This is a genomic window from Massilia sp. FBCC-B171 (assembly GCF_059134155.1).
On the sequence record NZ_CP101443.1, the window covers coordinates 3,693,808 to 3,710,258 of the forward strand.

Annotated in this window: 14 protein-coding genes; 10 read left to right on the top strand and 4 right to left on the bottom strand. The window is 65.2% G+C overall.

The features are described 5' to 3' along the window. Window positions 1-24: 24 nt before the first annotated feature. The gene (locus NMB41_RS16750; RefSeq protein ID WP_494378937.1) at window positions 25-1,035 is read right to left on the bottom strand and encodes a serine/threonine protein kinase; all 1,011 of its coding nucleotides are present in this window, start codon (window positions 1,033-1,035) and stop codon (window positions 25-27) included. 92 nt (window positions 1,036-1,127) lie between these two features. Here NMB41_RS16750 and NMB41_RS16755 point away from each other — a divergent pair, with 92 nt between their 5' ends. Further along, window positions 1,128-1,820, top strand: coding sequence for a UPF0149 family protein (locus NMB41_RS16755; RefSeq protein WP_494378938.1), 693 nt, complete (start codon window positions 1,128-1,130; stop codon window positions 1,818-1,820). A gap of 134 nt (window positions 1,821-1,954) precedes the next feature. Then, window positions 1,955-4,423 (top strand): hybrid sensor histidine kinase/response regulator, encoded by a 2,469-nt coding sequence (locus NMB41_RS16760; protein WP_494378939.1) that lies wholly within the window; start codon window positions 1,955-1,957, stop codon window positions 4,421-4,423. On the opposite strand, the gene NMB41_RS16765 is transcribed toward NMB41_RS16760, so the two are convergent. Then, window positions 4,424-5,551, bottom strand: coding sequence for an HPP family protein (locus tag NMB41_RS16765; RefSeq protein WP_494378940.1), 1,128 nt, complete (start codon window positions 5,549-5,551; stop codon window positions 4,424-4,426). Window positions 5,552-5,745: 194 nt separating this feature from the next. Between NMB41_RS16765 and NMB41_RS16770 the strand changes: the two genes are divergently transcribed. Next, window positions 5,746-6,783, top strand: coding sequence for an alpha/beta hydrolase (locus NMB41_RS16770; protein ID WP_494378941.1), 1,038 nt, complete (start codon window positions 5,746-5,748; stop codon window positions 6,781-6,783). A 118-nt stretch (window positions 6,784-6,901) separates the two neighbouring features. Then, on the top strand, window positions 6,902-7,855 hold the full coding sequence (locus NMB41_RS16775; RefSeq protein ID WP_494378942.1) for an MBL fold metallo-hydrolase: 954 nt from the start codon (window positions 6,902-6,904) through the stop codon (window positions 7,853-7,855). 56 nt (window positions 7,856-7,911) lie between these two features. Here the strand turns inward: NMB41_RS16775 and NMB41_RS16780 are convergent, their stop codons facing one another. Beyond that, window positions 7,912-10,383, bottom strand: a complete 2,472-nt coding sequence (locus tag NMB41_RS16780) for a hybrid sensor histidine kinase/response regulator (protein ID WP_494378943.1) — start codon at window positions 10,381-10,383, stop codon at window positions 7,912-7,914. A gap of 86 nt (window positions 10,384-10,469) precedes the next feature. Next, window positions 10,470-11,000 carry an oligoribonuclease gene (orn, locus tag NMB41_RS16785; protein WP_494382859.1) on the bottom strand — a complete coding sequence of 177 codons (531 nt, stop codon included), beginning with the start codon at window positions 10,998-11,000 and terminating at the stop codon, window positions 10,470-10,472. Between the two features lie 101 nt (window positions 11,001-11,101). Here orn and NMB41_RS16790 point away from each other — a divergent pair, with 101 nt between their 5' ends. From NMB41_RS16790 to NMB41_RS16815, 6 genes are all read left to right on the top strand, one after another. After that, window positions 11,102-12,364: a M48 family metallopeptidase gene (locus tag NMB41_RS16790; RefSeq protein ID WP_494378944.1), complete on the top strand. Its 1,263-nt coding sequence runs from the start codon at window positions 11,102-11,104 to the stop codon at window positions 12,362-12,364. Continuing rightward, window positions 12,361-12,693, top strand: a complete 333-nt coding sequence (locus NMB41_RS16795) for a 4a-hydroxytetrahydrobiopterin dehydratase (protein WP_494378945.1) — start codon at window positions 12,361-12,363, stop codon at window positions 12,691-12,693. Before NMB41_RS16790 ends, NMB41_RS16795 begins: the two co-directional genes overlap by 4 nt. Then, complete coding sequence (gene rsgA, locus NMB41_RS16800) at window positions 12,690-13,589, top strand: ribosome small subunit-dependent GTPase A (RefSeq protein ID WP_494378946.1); 900 nt, start codon at window positions 12,690-12,692, stop codon at window positions 13,587-13,589. Before NMB41_RS16795 ends, rsgA begins: the two co-directional genes overlap by 4 nt. 164 nt (window positions 13,590-13,753) lie before the next feature. Beyond that, complete coding sequence (gene argF, locus NMB41_RS16805) at window positions 13,754-14,683, top strand: ornithine carbamoyltransferase (protein ID WP_494378947.1); 930 nt, start codon at window positions 13,754-13,756, stop codon at window positions 14,681-14,683. After that, window positions 14,680-15,078 (top strand): VOC family protein, encoded by a 399-nt coding sequence (locus NMB41_RS16810; protein WP_494378948.1) that lies wholly within the window; start codon window positions 14,680-14,682, stop codon window positions 15,076-15,078. The genes argF and NMB41_RS16810 overlap by 4 nt, the downstream gene beginning before the upstream one ends. A gap of 112 nt (window positions 15,079-15,190) precedes the next feature. Continuing rightward, window positions 15,191-16,423 carry an argininosuccinate synthase gene (locus NMB41_RS16815; protein ID WP_494378949.1) on the top strand — a complete coding sequence of 411 codons (1,233 nt, stop codon included), beginning with the start codon at window positions 15,191-15,193 and terminating at the stop codon, window positions 16,421-16,423. Window positions 16,424-16,451 lie beyond the last annotated feature (28 nt).

Consider the following 16,451-nt stretch of genomic DNA (forward strand, 5'->3'; position numbering starts at 1 on the left):
AATTCAAGGCTTGAACCTGGCGCGTCAGACTGGCCACAGGGGCGGCTCGTCCATGAGGGCGACCTGCTCCCTCAGCTCGAGAATACGGTCCTGCCAGTAGCGCTGCGTATTAAACCAGGGGAAAGCCGCCGGGAAGGCCGGATCGTCCCAGCGCATCGCCAGCCAGCCCGCATAATGGATCAGGCGCAGGGTGCGCAGGGCTTCAACCAGGTAGAGCTGGCGCGGATCGAAATCGCAGAAGTCCTCGTAGCCGGCCAATACGTCGGCCATCTGGCGCACCATGTCCTGGCGCTCGCCCGAGAGCAGCATCCACAGGTCCTGCACGGCCGGGCCCATGCGGCTGTCGTCGAAGTCGACGAAATGGGGTCCGTCGCCGGTCCAGAGCACGTTGCCGCCATGGCAGTCGCCGTGCAGGCGCAGGGCCGGCAGTTGGCCGGCGCGCTCATAGCAGCGGGCCACGCCCGCGAGCGCCTGCTCGACCACGCTGGCATAGGTCGCGCGCAGTTCCAGCGGGATGAAGTCGTGCCTGAGCAGGAAATCGAAGGGCTCGCGCCCGAAGGTCTGGGGATTGAGTTCCGGGCGCAGCGCATACGGCTTGACGGCGCCGACGGCATGGATGCGCCCGATGAAGCGGCCCATCCATTCCAGCGTATCCGGGTTGTCCAGTTCCGGCGCCCGTCCGCCGCGGCGCGGGAAGACGGCGAAGCGGAAGCCCTCGAATTCGTGCAGGGTGCGCCCATTGATGGTCATGGCCGGCACCACCGGAATTTCGTGCTCGACCAGTTCGGCCACGAAGGCATGGTCTTCGAGGATGGCGTCGTCGCTCCAGCGGTTCGGGCGGTAGAACTTGACCACCACCGGCTCCTGCTGGTCGCGGCCAACCTGGTAGACCCGGTTTTCATAGCTGTTCAGGGCCAGCAGGCGGCCGTCGCCGAAGAGGCCGACGCTGTCGACGGCGTCCAGCACCCGGCTGGGGTCGAGCCTGGAAAACGGGTGCGCCGGGCTTTCCCCTGCTGAAGTAGACTCTTTATCCATGTCGTCATTGTACGGCGCGGCGCCTTTATTTAGTACGCATACCGCCCGCAAGCGTTAAACTGGCAGACTTCACTGAATTAAGAGCCCCAACCATGCAACTCGAACAGCCCCTGAGCGAAAAAGAATTCGACGAACTCGACCAGTTCCTCCTCTCCGAGCGCAGCCCGGAAGATGCGATGACGATGGACACCCTGCACGGCTACCTGACCGCGATCGCGATCGGGCCGGAAACCATCATGCCGGCAGAATGGCTGCCGCGCGTCTGGGGCCAGGAAGACGGCGCCGCGCCGAAGTGGAAGAACGCCAAGGAGGAGGAACGCATCCTCAACCTGATCATGCGTTTCATGAACGAAGTCCTGATCACCTTCGAAGTCGCGCCGAAAGAGTTCGAGCCGCTGTACTGCGAACACGAACACAATGGCCAGACCCTGATCGACGGCGAAGCCTGGTGCTGGGGCTTCTGGGAAGGCATGGAACTGCGCCCGGGGTCGTGGGAGCCGATCTGGAAGTCCGAGGTCGCCGAACTGATGCGCCCCCTCTATCTGCTGGGCGCCGACGAGATCGAGGAAGCGGAACTGCCGCTGGTCGAAGACCCGGCCAAGGCGCACCAGCTGGCGCTCGAGATCGAAGCGAACCTGCCGGCCATCTACCGCTACTGGCTGCCGCTGCGCAAGGCCGCGGTCGAAACCGTGCGCCACGAGACGCCCAAGCCGGGCCGCAACGACGACTGCCCTTGCGGCAGCGGCAAGAAGTTCAAGAAGTGTTGCGGCGCCGAGACGACCTAAGCGGCATGCGTAAAAAACCGGGATTTTCCCGGTTTTTTTTCGTCCTGGCGCGATCCGTTTGCGCCGCGCTCCGCATACCGGGCCACATGCGCGTATCATCTTCGGACTTAACTTTTTTTTAACAGACCACGCCGATGAACGCGCCCTTCCCTGCCCGCACCGAACGCGAGCGTCTTGCCGCGCTGGACGCCTACGGCATCCTCGACACGCCGACCGAGCGCGCCTTCGACGACATCGTCGCCCTGGTCGGCCAGCTGCTCGACGCCCCGATCGTCGCGGTCAACCTGCTGGCCGAGGACCGCCAGTGGTTCAAGTCGGAGCTTGGCCTGGGCACGCGCGAAATGCCGCTCGACGATTCGATCTGCAAGTTCGCGCTGCTGCAGCCGGACCGGATGGTGGTGCCCGATACCCTGCTCGACGCGCGCTTCGAGCACAATCCCCTGGCCACGGGCGCGCCCGGGCTGCGCTTCTACGCCGGCGAGCAGCTGGTCACGCCCGAGGGCATGGTGCTCGGCACCCTGTGCGTGCTTGATCTCGCGCCGCGGCCCGCGGGTTTGAGCCCGCAGCAGGCGACCGTACTCGAAACCATGGCGCGCCAGGTGATGAGCCTGATCGAACTGCACAAGGCCCTGCGCGACCAGCAGGCGGTCCAGGAAGAGTTGCGGCGCGAGCGCGACCACTGCCAGCGCCTGTTCGAAGGCATGGACGAAGGTTTCGTGCTGCTCGACGCGCAATTTCGCCTGCGCCAAATTAATACCGAGGCGCTGCGCTACGAGACACGCAGCGCCGAGGAACTGCTGGGTCTCACGCACTGGGAAGCCTGGCCCGGTTCCGAGGATTCGTTTTCCGCCCATCAGTACAGGCACGCGTTGGCGGAGCAGGTGCCGGTCAACTTCGAGCAGAACTACATTTTCCCCGACGGGCACAGCTACTGGCTCGACATCCGCGCCATGCCGGCCGACGACGGCTTGGCCGTGTTTTACCGCGACATTACCGAACGCAAGGAAACCGAGGCGGCCTTGCGCGCCAGCCAGGCCCATGCGCTCGAGACCGCCGGCCAGGCCGAGCGCGAGCGCCAGCGCCTGGGTGCCCTGCTCGAAGCGGTCCCGGCCGGCATCATCATGGCCGATGCCAACGGGGCGGTGGTCCATGTGAATGCCGAGAACCGCAGGATTTGGGGCCTCCATCCAACGCCGGCCGGCATCGAGCAGTATGTCGAATGGAAAGGCTGGTGGGCCGACGGGTCCGACAAACACGGCCAGCCGCTGGGCATGGAGGATTGGGCGATAAGCCAGGCGCTGGCGGGGATCCCTTCTCCGCGCCAGGTGATCGAAGTGGCCTCTTTCGACCAGCCCGCCAAGCGCCGGATCGTGCTGAATTCGGGCGCGGCGGTCCGCAACGACGCCGGCGAGATCATCGGTGCGGTGGTGGCGCAAATGGACATCACCGACCGCATCAAGGCCGAGGAAGCGCTGCGCCAGGCCGACCAGAAGAAGGACGAATTCCTCGCCATGCTGGCGCACGAACTGCGCAACCCGCTCGCGCCCATCACCTCGGCGGCGGCCATCCTCTCGAACCAGGCGATCGACGCGAGTACCGTGCGCCGCACCAGCGCCATCATCGCGCGCCAGGCGAAACACATGACGGGCCTGATCGACGACCTGCTCGACGTCTCGCGCGTGACGCGCGGCCGGGTCGACCTGACCAGCACCGAAATCGATATCAAGGACGTCATCGCCGACGCCATCGAGCAGGTGCGCCCGCTGGTCGAAAAGCACGCGCACCGGCTGCTGGTGCAGCTCGCGCCCCTGCCCTCGATCGTGCTGGGCGACCGCAAGCGCCTGGTGCAGGTGATGACGAATTTACTGAGCAACGCCGCCAAGTACACGCCCAACGGCGGCGCGATCGAAGTGCTGCTGGAAGCGGACGGCGACACCCACCTGATCACGGTGCGCGACAACGGCATCGGCATGAGCCCGGAACTGATCGGCGACGCCTTCGAGCTGTTCTCGCAGGGCAAACGCAGCCTGGACCGCAGCCAGGGCGGCCTGGGGATCGGCCTGGCCCTGGTGAAAAGCCTGTTGCTGCTGCATGGCGGCACGGTCGCCGTGGACAGCGCCGGACTCGATCGCGGCACCCGTTTCCGCGTGCGCCTGCCGGCGCTGGCGCGCGCTGCGGCCGACGCGGGCGCCATCACGCCGGCGGCGAACCCCGGCGCGCCGGCGCAGCTGCGCATCGGCATCGTCGACGACAACGAAGACGCGGCGGCCACGCTGTGCATGTTCCTGCAGGCCTACGGGCACGAGGTGACGACGGCGCATTCGGGCCGGCATGCCTTGCGCGACTTCCCGGCCTTCGGCCCGGACGTCTGCCTGCTCGATATCGGCTTGCCCGGGATGGATGGTTTCGACCTGGCGCGCGCCCTGCGCGCAGCACCCGAGACGCGCGGCGCGGTGCTCATCGCCATTACCGGCTATGCCCAGGAAAAGGACCGCCACGAGGCGCGCGGCGCGGGGTTCGACGAGCTGTTTGCCAAGCCGGTGGACCTGAACGCGCTCAATGCCTTGCTGGTGCAGGTGGCGCAGCACCGGCTGGGGCGTTAATCAGGCGGCCGTTTCCAGCCGCTCCTCGCACAGCGCCGCCAGCAAATCGGACTGGCTGACCAGCCCCACCATCACCCCATCCTTCTCCGTGATCGCCACCTGGTGGTAGCCCCCGTCGCTCAGCAGCGGCAGCAGCTGCGCCAGCGGCGCGTCGACCGCGAGGGCGGCCACGCGCTGCTGCATCGCATCCTGCACGCGCAGGGCGGCGCCCGGCACCAGCTCGCGCAGGCGCGCGCCCCAGCCGGCCTGGCGCAGCAGGTCTTCCTGGGCCAGCACGCCGCGCAGGTGGCGCGTCTCGTCCAGCACCGGCAGCGACTGCAGGCGGTGGCGCAGCAGCAGTTCGCGCGCATGCGCGAGCGTGTCGCGCGGGGACACGAACACGATTTGGGTCGACATCAGCTCGCCGCAGGTGCGCTCCTTGAAATGGCGGTGCAGCGCCAGCTGGCGCGCGTCGTCGACGATGGCCAGCAAGTCGTCGCGGCTCACGTCGAGCACTTCGCCATAGCGCACCAGGGCCGCTTCCAGGTCTTCCTCGGTGATGCCCAGGCGCGCGTTCGGCGCCGGATCGCCCGTGCCGTGCAGGTTGCGGTCGGCCGCATGCTGGGCGTGCGGATAGCGCCGGCCGGTGAGGTTGTTGTACAGGAGCGCCGCCAGCACGATCAGGATCGAATTGAGCGCCACGGGACTCAAGGCAAACATCCAGCCGGCGTCGAACACCGCATGCCCGCCGAGCACCGTCGTCAGGGCCACCGCCCCGCCCGGCGGATGCAGGCAGCGCAGCGCGAACATGGTGCCGATCGCCAGGCACCCGGCCAGCGGCGCCGCCAGCAGCGCGTCCGGCACCAGGTGGGCGCAGGCGTAGCCGATCAGGGCCGAGATGGTATTGCCGCCCACGACCGCCCAGGGCTGGGCCAGGGGGCTGGACGGCACGCAGAACAGCAGCACGGCCGAGGCGCCCATGGGCGCGATCAGCCAGGCGGCAAGGCCGGGCGCCAGCACATGGGTCAGGAGCGCGGTGACGAACAGGCCGATGCAGGCGCCGAGGGCCGCGCGCAGGGGCTCGAACTTGCCGGTCGGAAGAGGCTGCGGCAGGAAGCCGTGCAGCCATTGGTTAAATGTTGCGCGCATAAAACATTAATGAAGCAAAGAGCACAATTACACCACAAACCCCCGCCTGCCCGCAGGAGGCGCCTGAATCATCAGATTTGTCAAATGCGCGTTCGCGCACGGACGGACCAGTTCGCTTCAGCGACGCTGTCATTCGTGATCATGGACGGCGCACCGCGCCGCGTGATGTCAAATTCGATAATTAAGGAGCCTTTATGAAAGCAATTCCACTGACGCTGATCGCCGGCGCAGCCCTGCTCGCCACCAGCGCCTGGGCCCAGACGCCTGCCAAGGCACCGAAGGCCGAACCGCACATGCAGAAGGTGCTCGACGCCCATGCTTCGCTCAATCCGAAGCCGATCGAGACCTTGACCCCGGAAGAAGCGCGCAAGCAGCCCACGCCGGCCGACGCGGTGAAAAAGGTCCTGACCGACATGAAGAAATCGACCGCGCCGGAACCCGGCGTGACGATGACGACCAGGACGATCGGCAGCGGCGACGCCAGCTTCCCGATCCATGTTTTCACGCCTGAAGGCAAAGGCCCGTTCCCGGTGATGGTGTACTACCACGGCGGCGGTTTCGTGATCGCCGACACCAAGGTGTATGAGGCCAGCCCGCGCGCATTGGCCAAGATGGCGAACGCGATCATGGTCTCGGTCGACTACCGCCGCGCGCCGGAACATCCATTCCCGGCCGCGCCGAACGACGCCTTTACGGCCTACCAGTGGGTGCTCGCGAATGCGAAGGAAATCAACGGCGACCCGATGCGCGTTGCAGTCGGCGGCGAGAGCGCGGGCGGCAACCTGGCGACCGTGGTGTCGATGATGGCGCGCGATAAGAAGGTGGCGCTGCCGCTGCACCAGCTGCTGGTCTACCCGGTCGTGAACGACGACATGAACACGCCTTCGTACAAGCAGAACGAGAACGCCAAGCCGCTGAACAAGGCGATGATGGGCTGGTTCTTCAAGCACTACCAGGGCGACCCGAAGAGCCCTTACGCGCTGCCGATGAAGGCCGCCTCGCTCAAGGGCCTGCCGCCGGCCACCATCATCGCGGCCGAGATCGATCCCCTGCTGTCCGAAGGTAAAGCCTATGCGGACAAGCTCAAGAAAGATGGCGTGACGGTCAGCTACAAGGAATACAAGGGCGTGGCGCACGAGTTCTTCGGCATGGGCGCAGTCGTGCCGAAGGCGAAGGAAGCGGAGCAGTTTGCGGCGGACGCCTTGAAGAAGGCGTTCGCGGCGAAGAAGTAAGCGTACAGCGCGCGGCGTCCCGGCGCCGCGCGTTTTTACCCATGCATATCACCGCCATCAACCGATGATGTACGATAGGTAAGGCTGTCATATCGACCACAACATCACTGGAGACTTCATGTCCGCACCATTTACACGCATCGCCCTGGCCGCTGCCTGCGCCGCCTTCTTAGCCGCCCCCGCTTTCGCCGCCGCGCCGATGGCAAAAACCCCGGCCCCCGGCTACTTCCGCATGATGCTGGGCGAGTTCGAAATCACGCCGCTGTCCGACGGCACGGTCGACCTGCCGGTCGACAAGCTGCTGACGCAAAAGGCCGACAAGACCAATAGCGCGCTGACCAAGGCGCACCTGAAGGCGCCGCTGGAAACTTCGGACAACGCATACCTAGTCAATACCGGCAGTAAACTCATCCTGATCGACACCGGCGCCGGCGTGCTGTTCGGGCCGACCCTGGGCAAGATCCAGGCGAGCATCAAGGCGGCCGGCTACACCCCGGAACAGGTGGACGAGATCTACCTGACCCACATGCACAGCGACCACCTGGGCGGCCTGACGGCGCAGTCGAAAGCGGCCTTCCCGAACGCCCTCGTGCGCGCGGCAAAAGCCGAAGCGGACCAGTGGCTCAGCCAGGCCAACATGGACAAGGCGCCGGAAGACGGCAAGGGGACGTTCAAGAATGCGATGGCCGCGCTCGACCCGTATGTCAAGGCCGGCAAATTCAAGACCTTCGAGGGCGACGCCGACCTCTCTCCGGGCATTCGCGCCCAGGGCGGGCACGGCCACACGCCGGGCCACACGACCTATGTCATCGAAAGCGGCGGCCGCAAGATGGTCGCGATCGGCGACCTGATTCACGTGGCGGCGGTGCAGTTCGAGGACCCGGCGGTGACGATCGGTTTCGACGGCGACCAGAAGGCCGCCGCAAGCGCGCGTAAAAAACTGTTCGACGCGGCGGCCAAGGATGGCGCCCTGATCGGCGGCGCCCACCTGCAGTTCCCGGGCCTGGGCTACCTGCGCAAGGAAGGCAAGGGTTATCGCTTCATTCCGGTGAACTACACCCAGATGCGCTGAACAAATCGGGGGTTATGTAGGGTGGGCCGGGCCGCGAATGGCACTCCGTGCCCACCCTACGCCGCCTGCGCCGCGGGACGGATCGTGGCCAGCAGCTTCATGAGCCGGTCGATATCGACCGGTTTCACCAGGTGGTGCGCAAAGCCGGCCGCGAGCGCCGTCTTGCGGTCGTGTTCCTGGCCATAGCCCGACACCGCGATCAGCACGCTGTGCGCCGTCTCCGGCTGCGCGCGCAGGCGCCGCGCCAGCTCGTTGCCGTCGACCTCGGGCAGGCCGATGTCGAGCAGGCAGGCGTCGGGCCGGGCGCTGCGCGCCAGCTCCAGCCCGCGCAGCGACTCGTGTTCGATGAAGACTTCATGGCCTGCGCCTTCGAGCAGCATCGCCAGCGTGGTCGCGGCGTCGACATTGTCGTCCACCACCAGCAGGGTCAGCGGCGCCGCGGCATTGACGGGCGAGGCGGCCTGCGGCGCCTGCGCGGCGGGGCTGGCCGCCAGCGGCAGCGTGACGGTGAAGCTGCTGCCCTGCCCCAGGCCGGCACTGGCGCACGACACCGCGCCGCCGTGCAGTTCGACCAGGTTGCGCACCAGCGCCAGGCCGAGGCCCAGGCCGCCCTGCGAACGGTCGGAGCTGCGCTTGGCCTGGGCGAACAGGTCGAACGCGCGTTCCAGCAGCTCACGTTCCATGCCGATGCCTTCGTCGCGCACCGCCAGCACCAATTGACCGTCCACCGCCTGGGCGCTGACGTCGATCGCGCTGTCATCGGGCGAATACTTGACCGCATTGCCCAGCAGGTTGGACATCACCTGCACCAGGCGCGCGCGGTCGCCTTCGACCACCAGCGGCAGGCCGGGCAGGTGCAGGGTCAAACGCTGGCGCCGCGCCATCAGTTGCGGGCGCACCTGCTCCACGGCCTCGTCGACGATGGCGCGCACGTCGAGCGTCGTGCGTTCCAGTTCGATCAGGCCTCGCGTGACGCGCGAGACGTCGAGCAAATCGTCGACCAGGCGCGTCATGTGGCGCACCTGGCGGCCGATGATGGCGCTGCTCTGGCGCACCCGGGTTTCGTTGAGCGAGCCCATGTCGAGCAGCATGGCCGCCGCGCTGATCGGCGCCAGCGGGTTTCGCAGCTCGTGCGCCAGCATCGCCAGGAATTCGTCCTTGCGCTGGTCGGCCTCGTTCAGCCCGGCCTCGGCCAGTTTGCGGTCGGTGATGTCACGGAAGAACACGGCGATGCCGCCGTCCTGGGTCGGGAAGGCACGGATTTCATTCCAGCCCCCGCGCCCGTCGATCTCGGGTACCCGGTATTCGACGGAACCCGCTTCGCGCCGCGCCATCGCACGGTGCAGCATGTCGCCGGCGTTCGTTCCCTCCACCTCCGGGAACAGCGCGAAATGCTGGTGCCCGATCACCTCGTCGGCACGCTTGTGGCAGATGCGCAGGCCCTCCACGTTCATATTGGTGATAGTCCAGTCGGGCGCCATCAGCGCGAAGCCCTCGACCATGGTATCGAAGATATAGCGGCTGCGGTCGCGTTCGGCGCGCAGTGAGGCCTGAGCGCGCGCCGCTTCCAGTGCGGACCAGGTGCGTTCGGCGGTGTCGCGCGTCAAGCGCGCATCGTCTTCGGTCCAGTGGTAGGGTTCGGCGCGGTGCAGGCTGAGGATGGCGGCGAGGCGCTGGTCGCGCACCAGCGGCACGGTGATCGATGCGCCGATGCGTTCGTCGCGGTAGCGCTGACGAAATCCGGCCGTCACTGGATCGTTGGCTGCGTCGTTGATCACGAGGGTTTCATCGCGGCACAACACCTCGATCAGGGCGGGACCGAAGTCGTCGATTGGGAAGCGCCGGGTCGACAGCTCGGCCATGCCGTCGATGGTCCATTGGCAGGCCGTGACGAAGGTGGCGGAGGCACTGTCCACCTCGCAATACAATGCGCGCGACAGGCCCAGTTCCGCGCCCAGCAATGCGCTGGCCGTGGCCAGCACCTCCTCCGGCGAGCGCGAGGGCCTCAAGGCGTCCGACAGCTTGAGCGTGATCGCGGATCGGCGTTCGGCCAGTACGCGGCTGGTCGTCTCCATGACGGTACAGTACATGCCCGCCACGTTCCCGGCGCCGTCGTGCAGCGGGGAATACGAGAACGTGAAATAACCCTGCTCCGGAAAGCCCTGGCGCTGGACGACCAGGGCCAGGTCTTCGTAGAAAGCGGACTTGTTCGATAGCGCGCGGTCGATGATCGGCACCAGGTCATCCCAGATCTCGGCCCACACCGCCTGGAAAGGCTGGGCCAGGGCAGCCGGATGCTTGGCGCCGAGGATGATGGCATAGGCGTCGTTGTAGAGGAAACGCAGCTCCGCCCCCCAGGCGACAAACATTGGAAAGGCGGAATTGAGCGCCATGCCAACGGCAGTGGCCAGCTCCGGCGGCCAAGTGTCGGGGTGCCCGAGCGGGGAATCGGTCCAGTCGTGCGCAGCATACAAGGCGCGCACACCGTTCAAGGGAAATGGAGCGTTATTGGTCAGAAATCCGGACATGTCTGGATTGTCCCACAGTCAGGCAATGACCGGAGCGCAGCTTACTCCGATGCATTGCCTGATCGTCCCAATTTACGCCTTGCGTATCACAGTTTAATAAAGTGCTCGCGGTAATACTTCAGCTCTTCGACCGATTCGATGATGTCGGCCAGCGCCGTGTGCTTTTGGTGCTTCTTGAAGCCCGAAGCCAGTTCCGGCTTCCAGCGGCGGCACAATTCCTTGAGCGTCGACACGTCCAAGTTGCGGTAGTGGAAGAAGGCCTCCAGCTTCGGCATGCCGCGCGCCATGAAGCGGCGGTCCTGGCAGATGGTGTTGCCGCACATCGGCGACTTGTTCGACGGGACGAAATTCTTCAGGAACGCAATCAGGGCGACTTCGGCATCGGCTTCGGTAACGGTCGAGGCCTTCACGCGGTCGATCAGGCCCGACTTGCCGTGGGTGCCCTTGTTCCAGTTGTCCATCTTGTCGAGCGTCTCGTCGGACTGGTGGATCGCGAAGACCGGGCCCTCGGCCAGCACATTCAGGTGCATGTCGGTGACGACGACGGCGATCTCGATGATGCGGTCGGTATCGGGGTCGAGTCCGGTCATTTCCATGTCGACCCAGACCAGGTTCATGTCGTTCGGACGCTGGGCGCTGGCAGGGACTGCGGAATTGGTTGGGTGTGACATAATTCTCTCTTTGCCTAATCAATCCTGCATTTTCTCACAGGCACAGAATGTCTTCACTCGCGTTTTCGGTTTTGTTCGTCGTTTTCTTCGTGCTCACGCTGGGGCTGCGCTTCTGGCTGGCCAACCGCCAGATCCGCCACGTGCTGCGCCACCGCGCCAGCGTGCCGGCCGAATTCGCGCCCAAGGTCTCGCTCGAGACCCACCAGAAGGCGGCCGACTACACGGTCGCGAAAACCCGTTTCGGCATCGCGGCCCTGCTCTGGGGCGGCCTGGTGCTGGTCGGCTTTACCCTGCTCGGCGGCCTGCAGGCCCTGTCAAACGCCCTGCTGCCGGTGGCCGGCCCCGGCATGACCCATCAGCTGCTGCTGGTGGCCGCCTTTGCCGTCCTGTCCGCCGTGCTCGACCTGCCTTTCGAATATTACCGCCAGTTCGTGCTGGAAGAGCGCTTCGGATTCAACAAGATGAGCGTCAAGCTGTGGATCGCCGACGGCATCAAGGGCGCGGCTGTCGGCGCCGTGATCGGCCTGCCGCTCTTGTGGGTGGTCTTGAAGCTGATGGAGTCGACCGGATCGCTCTGGTGGTTCTGGACCTGGCTGGTCTGGAGCGGCTTTCAATTGCTGATGATGGTGCTCTACCCAAGCGTGATCGCGCCGCTCTTCAACAAGTTCACGCCGCTGTCCGACGAAAGCCTGAAAAGCCGCATCGAAGGCCTGATGGCGCGCGTCGGTTTCGCTTCGAAAGGCCTGTTCGTGATGGACGGCAGCCGCCGCAGCGCGCACGGCAACGCCTATTTCTCGGGCTTCGGCGCGGCCAAGCGCATCGTCTTTTTCGACACCCTCATCGAGCGCCTGGCGCCGCACGAGATCGAAGCGGTGCTGGCGCACGAGCTGGGCCACTTCAAGCTGCGCCACATCGTCAAGCGCATCGTCGTCATGTTCGCCCTGTCGCTGGCCTTCCTGGCGCTGCTTGGCTACCTGAAGGAGCAAAGCTGGTTCTACACGGGCCTGGGCGTCGCGCCGCTTCTGGACGGCCCGAACGACGCCATGGCGCTGCTGCTGTTCATGCTGGTGCTGCCGATCTTTACTTTCCTGTTCGGGCCCTTGAGCGCGATCACCTCGCGCAAGCACGAATTCGAGGCCGATGCCTTTGCGGCCAAGCACAGCGATGCCGGCCACCTGATTTCGGCCCTGGTCAAGATGTACGAGGACAATGCCTCGACCCTGACGCCCGATCCGCTGCACTCGGCCTTCTACGATTCGCACCCGCCGGCCTCGGTGCGCATCGCCCATCTGAACGGCGCGCAAGCATGAACCCGCGCGAACAGCATTGCACCCACGGTGCGCCGGCCCTCGACGCCGAGGCGCTCACGGCCCTGCTGGCGCAGCTGCCAGAGTGGCAGCTGCACGCGAACCGCATCGTGCGTTCCTACGAATTCAAGGACTACCACGAGACCATCGCCTTCGTGAATGCGCTGGCCTGGATGGTCCACGCGCAGGACCACCATCCCGACCTGACGGTGCGCTACCGCCACTGCGTCGTCGCCTACACCACCCATTCGGCGGGCCATGCGGTTTCGCTGAACGACATTATCTGCGCTGCGAAAGCCGACGCAATCTACGAAGAACGGACACGCGCATGAGCAAGCAGCCGGACCTGAGCGGTACCATCATTGCGGCGCACGGGCGCCATTACCTGGCCGATGCGAACGGCGAAAAACTCCAGTGCGTCACGCGCGGCAAGAAGACCAATGTCGCCGTCGGCGACGTGGTGCACCTGGTGAAAACCTCGGACAACCAGGCCGTGATCGAAAAGATCGCCGAGCGCACCACCCTGCTCTACCGCTCGGACCAGTACAAATCGAAACTGCTGGCGGCGAACATCTCGCGCCTGTTCATCGTGATCGCCACTGAACCGGGCTTCGCCGACGATCTGGTCTCGCGCTCGCTGGTGGCGGCCGAAGCGGCCGGCATCGAGGCCCACCTGATCCTGAATAAAACCGACGTCGAAGACCTGCTGCCGCGCGCACGCGAACGGGCCGACGTGTACGGCCGGCTCGGCTATCCCGTTCATGAAGTCTCGGCGCGCGCCAATCCGGAGCATGCGCTGGACGTGCTGCGCCCTTTGCTGGCCGGCCAGTCCTCGATCTTCATCGGCCAGTCGGGCATGGGCAAGTCCTCGCTGATCAACCTGCTGGTGCCGGATGCCGACATCGCCGTGCGCGAAATTTCGGCGGCGCTCGACACCGGCAAGCACACCACGACCTTCACCCGCCTGTACTGGCTGCCCGACGGCGCGGCGATCATCGATTCGCCCGGCTTCCAGGAATTCGGCCTGTACCACCTGAGCGAAGGCATGCTGGAGCGCGCTTTCGTCGAGTTCAAGCCTTACCTGGGCGGCTGCAAGTACTACAACTGCCGCCACCTGGCCGAGCCGCAATGCGCGGTGCTGACCGCCCTGGCCGAAGGCAAGATCGCACGCCACCGGCACGAACTGTATGGCCAGCTGCTGCACGAGTCGGCGCAGACGCTGTATTAACCAACAGCTGGGGTCAGGTCTGACATTTGGACACGAGCTCTGCCGTGGACAAGAAATCGTCGGGCGCGACGGCCGCAACGCCTGAGGCCGTGTCCGAATGTCAGACCTGACCCCAGCCTTGAAAACCACTATAATCGGAGGGATACCTTCCTCCGCGAAACGATATGCCAGGCTCCAACCCGATCAAGCATTTCCTGCAGTTCTCCGACTTCTCGCTCGACGAATTCGAATACGTGATCGAGCGTGCGAAGGTCATCAAGCGCAAGTTCAAGGCCTACGAGGTGTACCACCCGCTGGTCGACCGCACGCTGGTGATGGTGTTCGAGAAGAGTTCGACGCGCACGCGCCTGTCGTTCGAGGCCGGCATGCACCAGCTTGGGGGCGCGGCGATCTACCTGAACACGCGCGACAGCCAGTTGGGACGCGGCGAACCGGTCGAAGACGCCGGCCAGGTCATGAGCCGCATGTGCGACATCATCATGGTGCGCACCTTCGGCCAGGACATCATCGAGCGCTTCGCGGCCAATTCGCGCGTCCCGGTGATCAACGGCCTCACCAACGAACACCATCCCTGCCAGGTGCTGGCCGACATCTTCACCTTCTACGAGCACCGCGGCCCGATCGCCGGCAAGACGGTCGCCTGGATCGGCGACGCCAACAACATGCTGTATTCCTGGCTGCAGGCGGCCGAAGTGTTCGGCTTCCACCTGAATATTTCGACGCCCAAGGGCTACGACCTGGATCCGGCGCTGGTCTCGACCACCCGCTACACCCGCTTCGAGAATCCGTCGGACGCCTGTATAGGCGCGCACCTGATCAATACCGACGTCTGGACCAGCATGGGCTTCGAGAAGGAAAACGCCGAGCGCCTGAAGGCCTTCGATGGCTTCATCGTCGACAGCGCCAAGATGGCGCGCGCCACGCCCGACGCGATCTTCATGCACTGCCTGCCGGCCCACCGCGGCGAGGAAGTCTCGGCCGAGGTCATCGACGGGCCGCAGTCGGTGGTCTGGGACGAAGCCGAGAACCGCCTTCATGTGCAGAAGGCGCTGATCGAATACCTGCTGCTGGGCCGCATCGAAGGGCAATCGTGATCGACCACACCGGCATCATCGTCAGCGAGGTCGCCCGCAGCCGCAGCTTTTATACCGCCGCGCTGGCGCCCATCGGCTACACGGTCCTGGCCGAGATCCCGGCCGCCGTGACCAAGTCGACCGACGTAATCGGCTTCGGCGAAGCGCCGAAACCCGATTTCTGGATCTCTGGCGCGAGCGCCGAGCGCCCGGTGAACCACCCGCCGCTGCACGTGGCCTTTCGCGTGACGAACCGCACCCAGGTCGACGCCTTCTACCATGCGGCGCTTGCCGCCGGTGGCCGCAACAACGGCGCGCCGGGCCCGCGCCCGCATTACCACCCGAATTATTATGGCGCCTTCGTGCTCGACCCGGATGGCCACAATATCGAGGCGGTCTGCCACGAGCCGGCATGATTTTTTTGACCGTTTTTTTTTGAACGACTGACACCACGCTTTGTTTGATCGTTGGCCCGCCAGGGCCAGCTGACCATTTAAAACCCCACCTCCCCTCCACACTGGAACCTCCATGAGCGACATCAAAAAAGTAGTTCTCGCCTACTCCGGCGGCCTCGACACCTCCGTCATCCTGAAATGGCTGCAAGATAATTACGGCTGCGAGATCGTCACCTTCACCGCCGACCTCGGCCAGGGCGAAGAACTCGAGCCGGCGCGCGCGAAAGCCATCAAGTTCGGCATCAAGCCGGAAAACATCTACATCGACGACGTGCGCGAAGAATTCACGCGCGATTTCGTGTTCCCGATGTTCCGCGCAAACACCGTCTACGAAGGCGAATACCTGCTCGGCACCTCGATCGCGCGTCCCCTGATCGCGAAACGCTTGATTGAAATTGCGAACGAAACCGGCGCCGACGCCGTCTCGCACGGCGCGACCGGCAAGGGCAACGACCAGGTGCGCTTCGAGCTCGGCGCCTATGCACTGAAGCCGGACGTGAAAATCATCGCCCCATGGCGCGAGTGGGACCTGCTGTCGCGCGAAAAACTGCTGAAGTACGCGGAAGACGCGGGCATCGCGGTCGACATGAAGCACAAGAACGGCGGCGCGCCTTATTCGATGGACGCCAACCTGCTGCACATTTCCTTCGAAGGCCGCCACCTGGAAAACCCGAGTGCCGAAGCCGAAGAATCGATGTGGCGCTGGACCGTGTCGCCGGAAGCGGCGCCCGATCAAGCCGAATACCTGGACATTGAATACGAGCGCGGCGACATCGTCGCCCTGAACGGCAAGCGCATGTCGCCAGCCGAAGTGCTGACGGAACTGAACCGCGTCGGCGGCAAGCACGGCATCGGCCGGCTCGACCTGGTCGAGAACCGCTATGTCGGCATGAAGTCGCGCGGCTGCTACGAGACCCCGGGCGGCACCATCATGCTGCGCGCGCACCGCGCGATCGAATCGATCACGCTCGACCGCGAAGTGGCGCACCTGAAGGACGACCTGATGCCGCGTTACGCCAGCCTGATTTATAACGGCTACTGGTGGGCGCCGGAACGCGTCGCCCTGCAGACGCTGATCGACCACACCCAGGCCACCGTCAACGGCTGGGTGCGCGTGAAGCTCTACAAAGGCAACGTGATCGTCGTCGCGCGCGACTCGAAGACCGATTCGCTGTTCGACATGAACATCGCGACGTTTGATGAAGACGGCGGCGCCTACAACCAGGCCGACGCCGGCGGCTTCATCAAGCTCAACGCGCTGCGCATGCGCATCGCGGCCAAGGCACGCGCCAAGCGCGGGCAGTAAAACTGGCCGCACCATGAAGCCGCCTGCG

Excerpts from the sequence above, each read along its gene's own strand:
- NMB41_RS16750 (WP_494378937.1), bottom strand. The coding sequence starts at position 1,035 with ATGGATAAAGAGTCTACTTCAGCAGGGGAAAGCCCGGCGCACCCGTTT.
- NMB41_RS16755 (WP_494378938.1), top strand. The coding sequence starts at position 1,128 with ATGCAACTCGAACAGCCCCTGAGCGAAAAAGAATTCGACGAACTCGAC.
- NMB41_RS16760 (WP_494378939.1), top strand. The coding sequence starts at position 1,955 with ATGAACGCGCCCTTCCCTGCCCGCACCGAACGCGAGCGTCTTGCCGCG.
- NMB41_RS16765 (WP_494378940.1), bottom strand. The coding sequence starts at position 5,551 with ATGCGCGCAACATTTAACCAATGGCTGCACGGCTTCCTGCCGCAGCCT.
- NMB41_RS16770 (WP_494378941.1), top strand. The coding sequence starts at position 5,746 with ATGAAAGCAATTCCACTGACGCTGATCGCCGGCGCAGCCCTGCTCGCC.
- NMB41_RS16775 (WP_494378942.1), top strand. The coding sequence starts at position 6,902 with ATGTCCGCACCATTTACACGCATCGCCCTGGCCGCTGCCTGCGCCGCC.
- NMB41_RS16780 (WP_494378943.1), bottom strand. The coding sequence starts at position 10,383 with ATGTCCGGATTTCTGACCAATAACGCTCCATTTCCCTTGAACGGTGTG.
- orn (WP_494382859.1), bottom strand. The coding sequence starts at position 11,000 with ATGAACCTGGTCTGGGTCGACATGGAAATGACCGGACTCGACCCCGAT.
- NMB41_RS16790 (WP_494378944.1), top strand. The coding sequence starts at position 11,102 with ATGTCTTCACTCGCGTTTTCGGTTTTGTTCGTCGTTTTCTTCGTGCTC.
- NMB41_RS16795 (WP_494378945.1), top strand. The coding sequence starts at position 12,361 with ATGAACCCGCGCGAACAGCATTGCACCCACGGTGCGCCGGCCCTCGAC.
- rsgA (WP_494378946.1), top strand. The coding sequence starts at position 12,690 with ATGAGCAAGCAGCCGGACCTGAGCGGTACCATCATTGCGGCGCACGGG.
- argF (WP_494378947.1), top strand. The coding sequence starts at position 13,754 with ATGCCAGGCTCCAACCCGATCAAGCATTTCCTGCAGTTCTCCGACTTC.
- NMB41_RS16815 (WP_494378949.1), top strand. The coding sequence starts at position 15,191 with ATGAGCGACATCAAAAAAGTAGTTCTCGCCTACTCCGGCGGCCTCGAC.